General features: G+C 75.8%; 12 protein-coding genes. 6 read left to right on the top strand and 6 right to left on the bottom strand.

The annotated features are described in order from the left end of the window. Nucleotide 1 precedes the first annotated feature (1 nt). Nucleotides 2–1,108, bottom strand: coding sequence for a COX15/CtaA family protein (locus Sru01_RS21115; RefSeq protein WP_203989137.1), 1,107 nt, complete (start codon nt 1,106–1,108; stop codon nt 2–4). Between the two features lie 167 nt (nt 1,109–1,275). On the opposite strand from Sru01_RS21115, the gene Sru01_RS21110 reads away from it, so the two are divergent. Next, a complete protein-coding gene (locus Sru01_RS21110) occupies nt 1,276–2,628 on the top strand; it encodes an aldehyde dehydrogenase family protein (protein ID WP_203989135.1) in 1,353 nt (450 codons plus the stop codon). 456 nt (nt 2,629–3,084) lie between these two features. Here the strand turns inward: Sru01_RS21110 and Sru01_RS21105 are convergent, their stop codons facing one another. The 4 genes from Sru01_RS21105 to Sru01_RS21090 all read right to left on the bottom strand — a co-directional run bounded on the left by Sru01_RS21105 (nt 3,085) and on the right by Sru01_RS21090 (nt 6,625). Then, a complete protein-coding gene (locus Sru01_RS21105) occupies nt 3,085–3,327 on the bottom strand; it encodes a DUF5999 family protein (RefSeq protein ID WP_203989133.1) in 243 nt (80 codons plus the stop codon). Between the two features lie 484 nt (nt 3,328–3,811). Further along, complete coding sequence (locus Sru01_RS21100; RefSeq protein ID WP_203989131.1) at nt 3,812–4,726, bottom strand: EamA family transporter; 915 nt, start codon at nt 4,724–4,726, stop codon at nt 3,812–3,814. A 137-nt stretch (nt 4,727–4,863) separates the two neighbouring features. Further along, on the bottom strand, nt 4,864–5,577 hold the full coding sequence (locus Sru01_RS21095) for an ABC transporter permease (RefSeq protein WP_203989206.1): 714 nt from the start codon (nt 5,575–5,577) through the stop codon (nt 4,864–4,866). A 133-nt stretch (nt 5,578–5,710) separates the two neighbouring features. Further along, on the bottom strand, nt 5,711–6,625 hold the full coding sequence (locus Sru01_RS21090) for an ABC transporter ATP-binding protein (RefSeq protein ID WP_203989129.1): 915 nt from the start codon (nt 6,623–6,625) through the stop codon (nt 5,711–5,713). A 178-nt stretch (nt 6,626–6,803) separates the two neighbouring features. Here Sru01_RS21090 and Sru01_RS21085 point away from each other — a divergent pair, with 178 nt between their 5' ends. Then, nucleotides 6,804–7,583: a VOC family protein gene (locus tag Sru01_RS21085; RefSeq protein WP_203989127.1), complete on the top strand. Its 780-nt coding sequence runs from the start codon at nt 6,804–6,806 to the stop codon at nt 7,581–7,583. Nucleotides 7,584–7,594: 11 nt separating this feature from the next. Here Sru01_RS21085 and Sru01_RS21080 read toward each other — a convergent pair whose 3' ends face one another. Beyond that, nucleotides 7,595–8,797 (bottom strand): MFS transporter, encoded by a 1,203-nt coding sequence (locus Sru01_RS21080; protein ID WP_203989126.1) that lies wholly within the window; start codon nt 8,795–8,797, stop codon nt 7,595–7,597. A 155-nt stretch (nt 8,798–8,952) separates the two neighbouring features. On the opposite strand from Sru01_RS21080, the gene Sru01_RS21075 reads away from it, so the two are divergent. From Sru01_RS21075 to sufD, 4 genes are all read left to right on the top strand, one after another. Beyond that, a complete protein-coding gene (locus Sru01_RS21075; protein ID WP_239137619.1) occupies nt 8,953–10,059 on the top strand; it encodes an ArsR/SmtB family transcription factor in 1,107 nt (368 codons plus the stop codon). Between the two features lie 136 nt (nt 10,060–10,195). Then, nucleotides 10,196–10,936 carry a helix-turn-helix transcriptional regulator gene (locus Sru01_RS21070; protein ID WP_203989124.1) on the top strand — a complete coding sequence of 247 codons (741 nt, stop codon included), beginning with the start codon at nt 10,196–10,198 and terminating at the stop codon, nt 10,934–10,936. After that, a complete protein-coding gene (gene sufB / locus Sru01_RS21065) occupies nt 10,933–12,345 on the top strand; it encodes a Fe-S cluster assembly protein SufB (RefSeq protein ID WP_203989122.1) in 1,413 nt (470 codons plus the stop codon). Before Sru01_RS21070 ends, sufB begins: the two co-directional genes overlap by 4 nt. A gap of 2 nt (nt 12,346–12,347) precedes the next feature. Beyond that, nucleotides 12,348–13,472, top strand: a complete 1,125-nt coding sequence (gene sufD, locus Sru01_RS21060; RefSeq protein WP_203989120.1) for a Fe-S cluster assembly protein SufD — start codon at nt 12,348–12,350, stop codon at nt 13,470–13,472. Nucleotides 13,473–13,596 lie beyond the last annotated feature (124 nt).

Raw genomic sequence — 13,596 nt, 5'->3', positions numbered from 1 at the left:
CTCAGACGCCCAGCGGGCGCACCGGGTTCGGCGGATCCGCCGCGTCCGCCGCCTCCGTCGGATCGGCCGGCGTTCGCGGCGCGTCCGCCGGATTTCCCAGGACGGCGTCGCCGGCCGCCGCGGGCACCGGGCCGCGCGAGCGCATCAGGAAGACCACCCGCAGCGTGGCCACCCACACCAGCCCGGCGCCCAGGACGTGCATCCCGACCAGCAGCGCCGGCACGGCGAGGAAGTACTGCACGAAGCCGATGACCCCCTGGCCTAGCTCCACCCCGAGCAGCACCAGCGCGCCGCGCCGGGCCCGCCCGGGCGAGTCGCTGACGTGCAGCGCGAACAGCAGGGCGAACGTCATGCCCAGCACCACCCACACCAGGTCGGCGTGGACGCGGGCGACCGTCTCGATGTCGAGGTCGAAGCGGGAGGCGGCCTCGTCGCCGGAGTGCGGGCCGGTGCCCGTCACCACGACGCCCACCACCAGCAGGACGAACATGGCGGCGGTCAGCACGAAGCCGAGCGTGCGGATGTCGCGGTGCACCAGCCGGCGCGGCGGCGCGTCGCCCTCGCCGGACCGGGCGTACAGGGCGAACGCCGCGGCGATCATGCCGATCGAGAGCAGGAAGTGCACGCTGACCGTCACCGGGTTCAGCAGGGTGCGCACCACCAGGCCGCCCCACACCGCCTGCACGGCGACCCCGACCGGCTGGATCATCGCGATCCGCACCAGGCCGCGGCGGCGCGGCACCATGCGCAGCACCGCCACCACGCAGCCCACCGCGACGGCCAGCACCACGAAGGCCAGCAGCCGGTTGCCGAACTCGATGGCCATCTTGACCGGGGAGTGCTCGGGGTGCGCGGCGGGCACGAAGCTGCCCGGCGTGCAGCGCGGCCAGGTCGGGCAGCCGAGGCCCGAGCCGGTCAGCCGGACGGCGGCCCCGGTGACGGCGATGCCGACGTTGGCCACCACGCTCGCCAGCGCCCAGCGGCGCAGCGACCCGGGGGTCGGATCCCAGGCGGACCGGAGCAGGCGGGAGCCCAGGCTCCGCGCCCGGTCGAGCGGGGAACCCGAGGGCCGGCCGGCGTGCTGTTCTGCTTCGGTCACGGCACACATGCTAGGCGGCGGGGGCCGCGGTCCCGACCGTGCCCCGGGTGCCCGGCCCGCCGGCCGTGCCCCGGGTGCAGCGGCCCGCCGGCCGGGCCCTGCCGCCCACTGGTCCGCCACATGGACTACCTTTTCATGTACCGGAATATCGTTCATGCTGCCGGAAGGTCTCACCGATGAGTGTCGTGGAGAGCAGGTCCCCGCAGAACCCGGCCGACGTGGTCGCCGCCGTCCCCGCCGCCGGCGCCGCGGGGGTCGCCGCCGCGGCCGCCCGCGCCCGGGAGGCGCACCGGGACTGGGCGGCGCGCAACGCCGCCGAGCGCTCGGCCGCGCTGTCGGCCGCGGCCGACGCGGTCGCCGGCGCGGCAGACGAGCTGGCCGGGCTGGTCGTCCGCGAGGTGGGCAAGCCGGTCACCGAGGCCAGGGGCGAGGTCGCCCGCTCGGTGGCCATCCTGCGTTACTACGCCCAGCAGGTCTACGACCCGGTGGGGGCCGTGCACGAGCCCTCCGGCCGCGGGCTGGCCTACACGCGCCGCCGCCCGCGCGGGGTGGCCGGCCTGATCACCCCGTGGAACTTCCCGCTGGCGATCCCGCTGTGGAAGGCCGCGCCCGCGCTGGCGTTCGGCAACACGGTCGTGCTCAAGCCGGCCCCGCAGGCGGTCGGCTGCGCGCTGCGGCTGGCCGAGCTGCTCGGGCTGCCCGATGGCGTGCTGCGGGTGGTGGCCGGGGACGCCGAGGAGGGCGCGGCACTGGTCGAGGCGGCCAACGTTGTTTCCTTCACCGGTTCGGCGGCGGTGGGCGCGAAGGTCGCGCTCGCCGCCACCCGCCGGGGCGTCCCGGTGCAGGCCGAGATGGGCGGCCAGAACCCGGCCATCGTGCTGCCGGACGCGAACCTGGAGGCGGCCGCCGCGCAGATCGCCGCCGCCGCGTTCGGCTTCGCCGGGCAGAAGTGCACCGCCACCAAGCGGGTGATCGCCGTGGGCAACGGTGCCGAGGTGCGCGAGGCACTGGTCGCCGCGACCGCCAAGCTCGGCGTGGGCGACCCGGCCGACCCGGGCACCGCCGTCGGCCCGCTGATCGAGGAGGCCGCCCGGGACCGGGTGGTCACCGCCACCACCGGCGGCCGGGTGCTGGCCGGCGGCGAGGTGCTGGACCGGGCCGGCTGGTTCGCCGCGCCGACCGTGGTGGACACCGTCCCGGACGGGCACCTGCTCGCCTGCGACGAGGTGTTCGGCCCGATCTGCCTGGTGCAGGACGCCGGTTCGGTGCCGGAGGCGGTGGCGCTGGCCGACGGCGTCCGCTACGGCCTGGTCTCGGCGGTGTACACCCGGGACCTGGACCGCGCGCTGGAGGTGTCCGAGCGGCTGGCCACCGGCCTGGTCAAGGTGAACGCCCCGACCAGCGGGGTGGACTTCTACCTGCCGTTCGGCGGTGAGAAGGACTCCAGCCAGGGCCCGCGCGAGCAGGGAAAGGCCGCGCGGCATTTCTACACCTCCACCCACACCGTCACCATGGCCCCGGCCGGCTGACCTGGCCCGCCCGGCCGCCGGCGGTGGCGTCGAGGCGGCAGAACGCCCGGCGGGGGCGGGCCGGGCGGGCCGGGCGCGGCGGCGAGGGGAGCGTCGCCGCGCCCGGCGAGCAGGGCGGACCGGCCGGGAGGTCCGGTCCAGATCGGGGGAGGGGGACGGGCCGGGCGGAGGAGGCCCGCCCCCGGGACCCGGGGGCGAGGTGGGGCGTACCGGCGAGGGCCGGCGGGGGGTGGCGGGACGTGCCGGCGGGGGCCGGCGGGGTTGGTACGGGCCGGGCGGGGCGGCCCGGTCCCGGCCGCGGGAGGTGATGGCCGGCCGGCGGGTGGCCGGATGCCGGCCGGGGGAGGTGGCGCGGGGCCGGTGGCCGGCCGGGCGACCGCCCCGGTGGTCGGCTCCGTTTCAGGTGGCCGCCCCGGGATGGTCCCGCCGATGGGGGAGGGGAAGACGGGGGAAGGATCAGGTGGCGCCGGCCAGGACCGGGACGGCGGCGTCGCGGCCGGGCCGTCCGGCGGGCAGGTCGAGCGGAGTGCGCTGCGCGGGGACGCTGCGCCCGTCCGGCAGCAGCTCTCCGGCGTCCTCGAAGACGACCACGCCGTTGCAGAGCAGTCCCCAGCCCTGCTCGGGGTGGAACGCCACCAGCCGCGCGGCGTCGTGGTCGGGCGCGTCCGCGGGCGGGCAGGGAATCTCGTGCTGGCACATGATCGCCACCTCGATCCTTCGATCGCGGGGCCCTCCCCGGGTGCCCGGCGCGCGGCCGGTGGCCGCGTGCGCGTCGCCCGGTGAAGCCGGCCGGACCCGGAGTGGGTCTCTCGCCGCCGGCTCCGGAGAGCCGCTTTCTTCCTCCACCATGCCGCCGTCGCGTCCCGGCGTCATCGCCGCTGGCCTCCATCCGCGAGGTCGGGCCAGCCGGACCGGCGGCATACCGGCCAGCGGGTACGCCGGGCCGCGACCCGTGGCGGCGGCGGACGCGTCCCCTGACGCGCGAGGTCCGCGGGCCGCGATCGGCGGACCGAAAGCGGTCGGCGTGGGCGGCGTGGGCGGTCGGTATGGGCGGTCGGCGGCGCGGAGCGGGGGCGGCCGGAGAGACGGAGCGAGGGCGGCAGCGGGGCGGAGCGAGGGCGGCCGGCGAGGCCCGGCGGGGGCGCCGGCGGGGCGAAGCGGGGCGGCGTCCGGTGGGTCGCCGTCAGGACGTGCGGGTGGCGCCCACCGAGGCGGCCACCACGCAGCCGATGGCCGCCCATTCGCGCATTCGCAGCACCTCGCCGAGCACCAGCAGGCCCACCAGCGCGGCCGCGGCGGGCTCCAGGCTCATCAGGATGCCGAACACCCGCTTGGGCATCCGGCGCAGCGCCTCCAGCTCCAGGCTGTAGGGGATCACCGAGGACAGCAGCCCCACACCGGCGCCGATCAGCAGTGCCCCCGGCGCCAGCAGCGCTGCGCCGCCGGCCGCCACCCCGGCCGGCGCGGCCACCAGCGCCGCGACGATCATGGCGACGGACAGCGAGGACGTCCCGGAGAACCGCTCCCCGGCGGCGGACGCCAGCAGGATGTACCCGGCCCAGCAGGCTCCGGCGAACGCGGCGAACGCCAGCCCGGCCCAGCTCGGCGCCGAACCGCCGCCACCCCAGGGCGCCAGCAGCACGACCCCCGCCCCGGCCAGCACCACCCACAGCAGATCGCGGCGGCGGCGGGAGCCGGCCACCGCGACGGCGAGCGGGCCGAGGAACTCGACGGTCACGCACAGGCCGAGCGGCATCCGGGCCAGCGCCTCGTAGAACGACAGGTTCATCAGGCCGAGCGTCAGCCCGTACCCCGCGACGACGGCCAGGTCGCGCCGGGAGTACCCGCGCAGCCGGGGCCGGGCCACCGCGGCGAGGATCAGCGCCCCGGTGGCGATGCGCAGCACGACCACCGCGCTCGGCGGGAGCTGGGTGAACAGGTTCTTGGCCAGCCCGGCGCCCAGCTGCACCGAGAGGATCCCCAGTATCACCAGGCCGGACGGGGGCACCGCGCCGGCCGCCGCCCGGAGCCGGTCACCGGGGGGCGCGCCGTCGCCGCCGGTCGACCGGATCGCGGCGGACAGGGATCGCACGGTCATGGGGGAACTTCCTGGTCGGCTCGCACCACGGTGCGATCAGCTGGACGGTCGGGTCGGGACGAACGCGGAGGAGGCGTGGTGAGCGCGCAGAAAGCGGATGGTGAGCGCGGCAGGGGGACGGACCCGGCGGGGCGCCGTCACTCCCACCGGAAGGTGCGTGCGGCCAGCGCGATGGTCGCCACCGCCCAGGCGAGCAGCACCAGCAGTTCCCGGACCGGCAGCCCGGCGCCGTGCGCGAGCACCGCGCGCAGCCCGCCGGTCAGCGCGGTGATCGGCAGCAGCTCGACCAGCACCCGCAGCGCGTGCGGGAAGGCGCTCACCGGCACCACGACGCCGCCCAGGCCGAGCATCACCAGGTAGACCAGGTTCGCCGCCGCCAGGGTGGCCTCGGCGCGCAGCGTGCCGGCCATCAGCAGCGCCAGCCCGCTGAAGGCGGCCGTGCCCGCCAGCACCAGCACCAGCGCCCACAGCGGGTCACCCTGCGGCCGCCAGCCCAGGGCCAGCGCGACCGCGGCCAGCACCGCGATCTGCAGCGCCTCCACCGCGACCACCGCCAGCGTCTTGGCCAGCAGCAGCCCGGACCGGGGCAGCGGCGTGGCGCCGAGGCGCTTGAGCACGCCGTAGCGCCGCTCGAACCCGGTGGCGATCGCCTGGCCGGTGAACGCGGTGGACATGACGGCCAGCGCCAGCACGCCGGGGGCGATGAAGTCGACGCGCCGGCCGGGCACCTCCAGCAGCGGGATCGCCGCGAACCCGGCCAGCACCAGCACCGGGATGATCAGCGTGAGCAGCAGTTGCTCGCCGTTGCGCAGCACGGCGCGGATCTCGGCGCCCGCCTGGGCCCGCACCATGCGGGACAGCGGGGCCGCGCCGGGCGCCGGCGTGAAGTCCAGGGCGGTCACCGGGTGGGCCCTTCCGGTCGGGCGGCCCCGGCGCGCGGCGGCGCGGGCGGGGCCTGAGGGCTGGCGGGGGAACGGTGGCGGCTCATCGCAGCTCCCGGCCGGTCAGCTCCAGGAAGACGTCCTCCAGGGTGCGGCGCTCGACGCTCAGGTCGTCGGCCGTCACCCCCTCGGCCGCGCACCAGGCGGTGACGGTGGCCAGCAGTTCGGGGCCGACGTGGCCCTCCACGACGTAGTGGCCGCTCGGCGACTCCTTGGCGGTGCTGCCGACCGGCAGGGCGGTGAGCAGCTCGTCCAGGTCCAGCCCCGGGCGGGCGCGGAACCGCAGCTGCCGCTCGGCGCCGGTCAGCGACCGGGGGGTGCCCTCGGCGACGACGGTGCCGCGGTCGATGATCACGACCTTGTCGGCCAGCCGCTCGGCCTCGTCCATGTGGTGGGTGGTCAGCACCGTCGACACCCCGCGGGCGCGCAGCTCCTCGACCACCGCCCAGCAGGCGTGCCGGGCCTGCGGATCCAGGCCGGCGGTCGGCTCGTCCAGGAAGACCAGCTCCGGACGGCCGATCACCGCGGCCGCCAGCGACAGGCGCTGCTGCTGGCCGCCGGACAGCCGGCGGAACGGCGTGCGGGCGTGCTCGGCCAGCCCCAGCCGGTCCAGCAGCGCACCCGGGTCCAGCGGGTGGGCGTGGAACCGGGCGACCAGCCGCAGCCACTCGCCGGCCCGCACGGCCGGCGGGACGCCGCCGGCCTGGAGCATCACCCCCACCCGGGGCCGCAGCTCGGCGGCCTGCCGGACCGGGTCGCGGCCGAGGACGCGCACGGTGCCCCCGTCGGCCCGCCGGAAACCCTCGCAGATCTCGACGGTGGAGGTCTTGCCCGCGCCGTTGGGCCCGAGGATCGCGGTGACGGCGCCGCGCTCGGCGGTGAGGCTGAGGCCGTCGACCGCCACCGTGCGGCCGTACCGCTTGACCAGCTCGGTGAGCGCCACGGCTGGGGAGTCCATGGGTCGAGTTTATGGAGCGGCGGCGGCGCTCCCGCCGCCGGGCCGCCGGCCGCCGGTCGGGCGGAGGTAAAGGTTGGCCGCGCGTCCGGCCAGGGCGCGCGGCCGGCCGGCGCCCGCCGGGCGGGACGCGAGAGGCTGGCGTCGATCGTGGAGAGTCGATCGTGGGAGGAGTCGCCGCATGCCCGCGCGTACCGGCCACCGGCCCGGCGTGCCCTGCTGGACCGACCTGGCCAGCCCTGACGTGGCCGCGTCGGTGGCCTTCTACGAGCGGCTGTTCGGCTGGCGCGCGGAGTTCGACCCGCGGCCGGAGGCCGGCGGTTACGGCCTGTTCCGGCTGCGCGACAAGCCGGTCGCCGGCATCGGCGCCATCTTCGGCACGCCCGCGGCGGCCGGGTGGAACACCTACCTGGCCACCGAGGACGCCGAGACGATCGCCGGCCTGGTCAAGGAGGCCGGCGGCCTGGTGCGCACCGGTCCCATGCAGGTCTTCGACGACGGGACCATGGCGGTCTTCGAGGATCCGGCGGGCGCGGTCTTCATGGTCTGGCAGGCCGGGCGGCACTTCGGCGCCCAGCTGGTGGACGAGCCGGTGGCGCCGGGCCGGTTCGAGCTGCTCACCCGCGATCCGGCCGGTGCCGAGGCGTTCTACCCGGCGGTGTTCGGCTGGAGCGGGCGCGGTACCACCGAGCCGGCACGGGCCGACCGCGCCGATCGGGCCGCCGGCTGGTCGCTGGACGGCCAGGCAGTCGCCGGGCTGGGCCCGGCCGATGGTGTGCTGCCGGCCGGGGAGAGCGCCCGCTGGCTGGTCCACTTCACCGTCGCCGACTGCGACGCCACCGCGGCGGCGGCCGAGCGGGCGGGCGCCACCGTGCTGCGCGCCCCGCAGGACCGCGGCGGCGACCGCCGCGCCGTGCTGGCCGATCCGCTCGGCGCCGCCTTCGGCCTGCTCGCCCACTGATCGTCCGTCCGTCAGCCACCGGGCCGGGCCGGCACCGGCGGCCCGGCCGGCCGGGTGGCGGCCGACCGCAGTCCCGGCACGAGGAGCAGGGTGACCGCCGCGGACGCCGCCGCCATCACCACGATGGCCGCCCGCGCCGAGGTGAACTGGGCCACCGTGCCGGCCAGCGTGGCGGCGACCGCCTGCATGCCCATCTGGCCGGAGGAGTGCAGCCCCAGCGCCTGCCCGTGCGCCTCGCCGGGCGTCAGCGCCAGCAGCCGTTCCTGCAGCACCAGGCTGGCGGCGAACCCCATGGAGGCCAGCGCGGCCAGCGCCGCGGCGAGCCCCGGTGCCGGGCCGAAGGCGAAGATCAGGTACGGCCCGGCCAGCAGCAGGAGCAACGGCACACCCAGCCGGGGCCGCCGGTGCGGCGGCACGAAGCGGCCGAGCACCGTGTCCCCGGCCAGCATGCCGGCCGCCGCCGCGGCGAACAGCAGGCCTGCCTGGCCCGCCGCGTACGGGACGAACAGCGCCTCGCAGCCCACGATCAGCCCGTTGGGCACCCACAGGGCCAGGAACACGTGCCGGCGGAGCCGCGAGGACCACAGCAGGCGGTTGGCCCGCCAGGTCGCCGCCACCGACGGCCGGCCGGTGGCGCGCGGCGGCCGGGCGCGCAGCCCGGCCCGGGCGACCACCGCCGCGGCGAGGTAGAGCCCGGCGCCGGCCAGCAGCGTGCCGCGCGGGGACAGCACCGCCATGACCAGCGCGCCGGCCGCGAACCCGCAGATCTGCATGGCGCCCACCGACATGTTGAGCACCGAACGCCCGAGCAGGTAGCCCTGCGGGGGCAGGATCTCGCCCAGCAGCCCGTAACGCACCCCGCCGCCCACCGACGCGCCCAGGCCGAGCACCAGGATCACCGCGAGCAGCGCGCCGACCGGCAGGCCGGGCAGGGCGAGCAGGGCGGTGCCGGCGGCGAAGGCGACCGCCAGGCCGGCCAGCGTGGCACGCGGCGGCAGCCGGTCGGCGGCCGACAGCAGGGTGACCGCGCCGATCACCTGGCCGAAAGAGGAGCCGAACATGCTGAGGGCGGCCAGCAGCGGCGAGTCGGTGGCCGCGTAGACGAGCGTGCCGACCGCCAGGCCGCTCACCGTCTTCGCGGCCATCTGGAGGGAGACGGTGGCGAACAGCGGCGCGAACTCCGGCGCGCCGAACAGTTCCCGGTAGGTGCGCATGCGCGCAGCCTGCCGGTGTCCGCGGCGGGGCGCTAAAGTTTCGCCGGCATGCGAAACTCCCTCCGGGGACGACGCCGGGCCACGGCGCGAGGGGAGGCGGTGTCGCGACGGGACGCCCGGGACGTCCGGGACCTCCGGAACGCCCGGGACGCCCGGTGACCTCCGGGCCCCGGGGCGCGGTGCGCGCGGCCGGTGGCCGCCGCCTGCGGCCGGCGCCGCGGCGGGAGCCGCCGGGGGACGGCCACGCGGGCCCGGCCGCGGACGGGGAAAGGCGGGACGGCATGGGGTGGTGGCGGGTGAACGCCGACACGCTGGCCGGCAGCCGGTTCGTGACGTCGCCGCTGGCGGAGGTCACCGCGTGCCTCATCCTGCTGCAGAAGGTCGCCCCCGCCAACGCCGCCGAGCGCCGCTGGCTCGCCGCCCACCTGCCCGCCCATCGGGCGGAGCTGGCCGCCGACCCGCCGGCCGCGCTGCTGCTCCGGGCGGCACTGCGCCCTCGGTGGATCGCCGACTTCCTCATCCCCACGCCGACCGGCGAGGAGGAGACGTTCGAGGCGGAGGTCGCCCGGGTCCGGCGGAGCCCGCCGGAGCAGGTCCAAGCCGACCTCGCGGTGGCGCTCGGCGGCCCGCCGCCCGCGCCGCTGTGCCGCGACGACCTCGCCGAGCGCGCCGCCGCGCTGCTGGAGCGGGTCTGGCGGGAGTCGGTGCGGCCGTACTGGCCGCGCCGCCGCCGGATCCTGCAGGCCGACATCGTGGCGCGGAGCGGCCGGGCGGGCCGGGCGGGCTGGGTGGCGGCGCTGGACGGCATGCGGCCGGGCATGCGCTGGCTGGGGGAGGGCCGGCTGCAGATCAACGCCTACGACTACCCGCCTCGCGACCTCGCCGGCGCCCGGCTGCTGTTCGTCCCGGTCACCGCGGGTCGCGGCTGGGTCTCCTCGCGGGACGGGCGGTTCGCCGTCATGTATCCCTGCGCGGGCGCGCTGGCCGATCCGGACCGGCCGGCGCCGGCGGCGCTCGGCCGGCTGCTCGGCCCGGGCCGGGCGGCGGTGCTGGTGCTGCTGGCCGATCCGCTGAGCACGACCCATCTGGTGGCGCTGACCGGGCAGGGCCTCGGATCGGTCGGCCGGCACCTGAAAGTGCTGCTGGACGCCGGGCTGGTGCACCGGCGCCGCGCGGGCCGCTCGGTGCTCTACTATCGCACTGCCGCCGGTGACGCGCTGGTGCGCGCGCAGCGGCCGGATCCGCCCGCCGATGCCCCCTGACGATCACCGGCTGCCGCGTTCCCCCAGCTTAGGTAAGCCTTACCTGCGTGACGAACCACATTCGGGGTGACCCCGACTCAAGTTGTCCGGCGGGAAGGAATTACGGCACACTGATGTTGTGAAAAACGTGACCGGGATGACGAACGCCGAGAAGGGCGCGGAGCGCGGAACGCGCGCCCGCGTGGCCCGGCTGATCCTGGAGCACGGCCCGATCAACGCCGCCGCGCTGGGCGAGCGGCTCGGGCTGACACCGGCGGGCGTGCGCCGCCACCTGGACGCGCTGCTCGCCGAGGGCATGATCGAGCCTCGCTCGGTCCGGCCCCGCGGCCAGCGGGGCCGCGGCCGCCCCGCGAAGCTGTTCGTGATCACCGATGCCGGGCGCAGCGCCTTCGAGCACGCCTACGACGGCCTGGCCGGCAGCGCGCTGCGCTTCCTGGCCGCCCGCGCGGGCGAGCAGGCGGTCGCCGACTTCGCCCGGTCACAGGTCACTGGCCTGGTCCGGCGGCTGGCCCCGGCGATGCGCGAGGTGCCTGCCGACCAGCGGGTGCGCGTGCTGGCCGAGGCGCTCACCGCCGACGGCTACGCGGCCTCGGCCAGCGAGGCCAAGTCCGGCGGCGAGCAGCTGTGCCAGCACCACTGCCCGGTCGCCCACGTGGCGGCCGAGTTCCCCCAGCTGTGCGAGGCCGAGACCGAGGCGTTCGGGGAGCTGCTCGGCACCCCGGTGCAGCGCCTGGCGACCATCGCCCACGGGGACGGGGTCTGCACGACCCACGTCAGCCCGCGCGCCCTTTCGGCCCAGCGGGCCGGCCCGTCCCCGGGCGCGACCATCAGCCCTTCGCAGACAGCGATCGAGACGAGCAAGGAGACCGGAAGGTGACTGTCACCGACCGCCCGGAGCTTGACGGCCTCGGGAATTACAAGTTCGGCTGGGCCGACCCCGACGTCGCCGGTTCGACGGCGCGCCGCGGCCTGTCCGAGGAGGTCGTGCGCGACATCTCCCGGCTGAAGAACGAGCCGGAGTGGATGCTCGACCTGCGCCTGAAGGGCCTGCGGCTCTTCGGGAAGAAGCCCATGCCCTCCTGGGGCTCGGACCTGACCGGCATCGACTTCGACAACATCAAGTACTTCGTGCGGTCCACCGAGAAGCAGGCCGCGTCCTGGGACGATCTGCCGGCGGACATCAAGAACACCTACGACAAGCTCGGCATCCCCGAGGCGGAGAAGCAGCGGCTGATCGCCGGCGTCGCCGCCCAGTACGAGTCCGAGGTCGTCTATCACAAGATCCGTGAGGACCTCGAGGAGAAGGGCGTCATCTTCCTCGACACCGACACCGGCCTCAAGGAGCACCCCGAGCTGTTCAAGGAGTACTTCGGCTCGGTCATCCCGGTCGGCGACAACAAGTTCGCCGCGCTGAACAGCTCGGTGTGGTCGGGCGGCTCGTTCATCTACGTGCCGCCGAACGTCACCGTCGAGATCCCGCTGCAGGCCTACTTCCGGATCAACACCGAGAACATGGGCCAGTTCGAGCGGACGCTGATCATCGTCGACGAGAACTCCTACGTTCACTACGTCGAGGGCTGCACCGCGCCGATCTACTCCTCCGACTCGCTGCACAGCGCGGTCGTGGAGATCATCGTGAAGAAGAACGCCCGCTGCCGCTACACGACCATCCAGAACTGGTCGAACAACGTCTACAACCTGGTCACCAAGCGCGCCGTCGCCTACGAGGGCGCGACCATGGAGTGGATCGACGGCAACATCGGCTCCAAGGTCACGATGAAGTACCCCGCCGTCTACCTGATGGGCGAGCACGCCAAGGGCGAGACGCTGAGCGTGGCCTTCGCCGGCGAGGGCCAGCACCAGGACGCCGGCGCGAAGATGGTGCACCTGGCGCCGCACACCTCCTCGACCATCGTGTCGAAGTCGGTGGCGCGCGGCGGCGGCCGCACCTCCTACCGCGGCCTGGTCCAGATCGAGGAGGGCGCGGCCGGCTCGGCGTCCACCGTCAAGTGCGACGCGCTGCTCATCGACCAGATCAGCCGCTCCGACACCTACCCCTACGTCGACGTCCGCGAGGACGACGTCTCCATGGGGCACGAGGCGACGGTCTCCAAGGTCTCCGACGACCAGCTGTTCTACCTGATGAGCCGCGGTCTGAACGAGGACGAGGCCATGGCGATGATCGTGCGCGGCTTCGTGGAGCCGATCGCCCGCGAGCTGCCGATGGAGTACGCCCTGGAGCTCAACCGCCTGATCGAGCTGCAGATGGAAGGAGCGGTGGGCTGACCATGGGCCTCGACTCCAAGCCCCGCGCCGCCACCCTGGACGCGACGGGCTCCTACGACCTGGCGGACTTCCCGGTGCCCACCGGCCGCGAGGAGGAGTGGCGGTTCACCCCGCTGTCGCGGCTGCGCGGCCTGCACGACGGCGGCGCCGTGGCGACCGGCGGCGTGCTGGTCGAGGTGGACGCCGCGCCGGAGGTCTCGGTGGAGACCGTCGGCCGCGACGACCCGCGCGTCGGCCGGTCCTTCGTCCCCGCCGACCGGGTGAGCGCCCAGGCGTACGCCTCGTTCGAGAAGGCCACCGTCGTCACGGTGCCCAAGGAGGCGGTGGCCTCCCGGCCGACCGTGATCACCGTGCGCGGCGCCCAGCCGGGCGCGGCCTACGGCCACACCGTGGTCGCCGTCGAGCCGATGGCCGAGGCCGTGGTGGTCCTCGACCACCAGGGCAGCGCCACCTACGCCGACAACGTCGAGTTCGTCGTCGGTGACGGGGCCGCCCTCAAGGTGGTCAGCCTGCAGGACTGGGCGGCCGACGCGGTGCACGTCTCGCACCACCACGCGCGGCTCGGCCGGGACGCGACCTTCCGCGGCTTCGTGGTGACCCTGGGCGGCGACCTGGTCCGCCTGTCGCCGTCGGTGGCCTACACCGGGCGCGGCGGCGACGCCGACCTGTCCGGCCTGTACTTCGTCGACGCCGGCCAGCACCTGGAGCACCGGCTGCTCGTCGACCACACCGTGCCCGACTGCCGCAGCAACGTCGACTACCGCGGCGCGCTGCAGGGCGACGGGGCGCACGCGGTGTGGATCGGCGATGTGATCATCAGGGTCGAGGCCACCGGCACCGACACCTACGAGCTCAACCGCAACCTGATCCTCACCGACGGCGCCCGCGCCGACTCGGTGCCGAACCTGGAGATCCTCACCGGCGAGGTCGCCGGCGCGGGGCACGCCTCGGCGTCCGGCCGGCTGGACGACGAGCACATCTTCTACCTGCAGGCCCGGGGCATCCCGGCCGACGAGGCGCGCCGGCTGGTCGTGCGCGGCTACTTCGCCCAGCTGCTGGAGAAGATCGAGGTTCCGGAGATCCGCGACCGCGTGCTCGCCGCGGTGGAGGCGGAGCTCGCGCGATGACGTTCGTGAAGGTCTGCTCGGTCACCGACGTCCCCGACGGCGGCGTGACCGCCGTCGAGGTGGCCGGCACGCCCGTGGCGCTGGTGCGCCGGGGCGGCGAGGTGTTCGCCCTGCACGACGTGTG

The sequence above is a fragment of the Sphaerisporangium rufum genome, from assembly GCF_016863395.1.
In the GTDB taxonomy this organism is placed as follows: Bacteria; Actinomycetota; Actinomycetes; order Streptosporangiales; family Streptosporangiaceae; genus Sphaerisporangium; species Sphaerisporangium rufum.
Note: the sequence above shows the minus strand (reverse complement) of the source record. Positions and strands in the feature narration are given on the sequence as shown.

Bases quoted from the DNA above. Each gene is read 5' to 3' on its own strand.
- Sru01_RS21095 (WP_203989206.1), bottom strand. From the start codon at position 5,577: ATGGTGCGGGCCCAGGCGGGCGCCGAGATCCGCGCCGTGCTGCGCAAC.
- Sru01_RS21110 (WP_203989135.1), top strand. From the start codon at position 1,276: ATGAGTGTCGTGGAGAGCAGGTCCCCGCAGAACCCGGCCGACGTGGTC.
- Sru01_RS21070 (WP_203989124.1), top strand. From the start codon at position 10,196: ATGACGAACGCCGAGAAGGGCGCGGAGCGCGGAACGCGCGCCCGCGTG.
- Sru01_RS21115 (WP_203989137.1), bottom strand. From the start codon at position 1,108: ATGTGTGCCGTGACCGAAGCAGAACAGCACGCCGGCCGGCCCTCGGGT.
- Sru01_RS21080 (WP_203989126.1), bottom strand. From the start codon at position 8,797: ATGCGCACCTACCGGGAACTGTTCGGCGCGCCGGAGTTCGCGCCGCTG.
- Sru01_RS21100 (WP_203989131.1), bottom strand. From the start codon at position 4,726: ATGACCGTGCGATCCCTGTCCGCCGCGATCCGGTCGACCGGCGGCGAC.
- Sru01_RS21085 (WP_203989127.1), top strand. From the start codon at position 6,804: ATGCCCGCGCGTACCGGCCACCGGCCCGGCGTGCCCTGCTGGACCGAC.
- Sru01_RS21090 (WP_203989129.1), bottom strand. From the start codon at position 6,625: ATGGACTCCCCAGCCGTGGCGCTCACCGAGCTGGTCAAGCGGTACGGC.
- sufD (WP_203989120.1), top strand. From the start codon at position 12,348: ATGGGCCTCGACTCCAAGCCCCGCGCCGCCACCCTGGACGCGACGGGC.
- Sru01_RS21105 (WP_203989133.1), bottom strand. From the start codon at position 3,327: ATGTGCCAGCACGAGATTCCCTGCCCGCCCGCGGACGCGCCCGACCAC.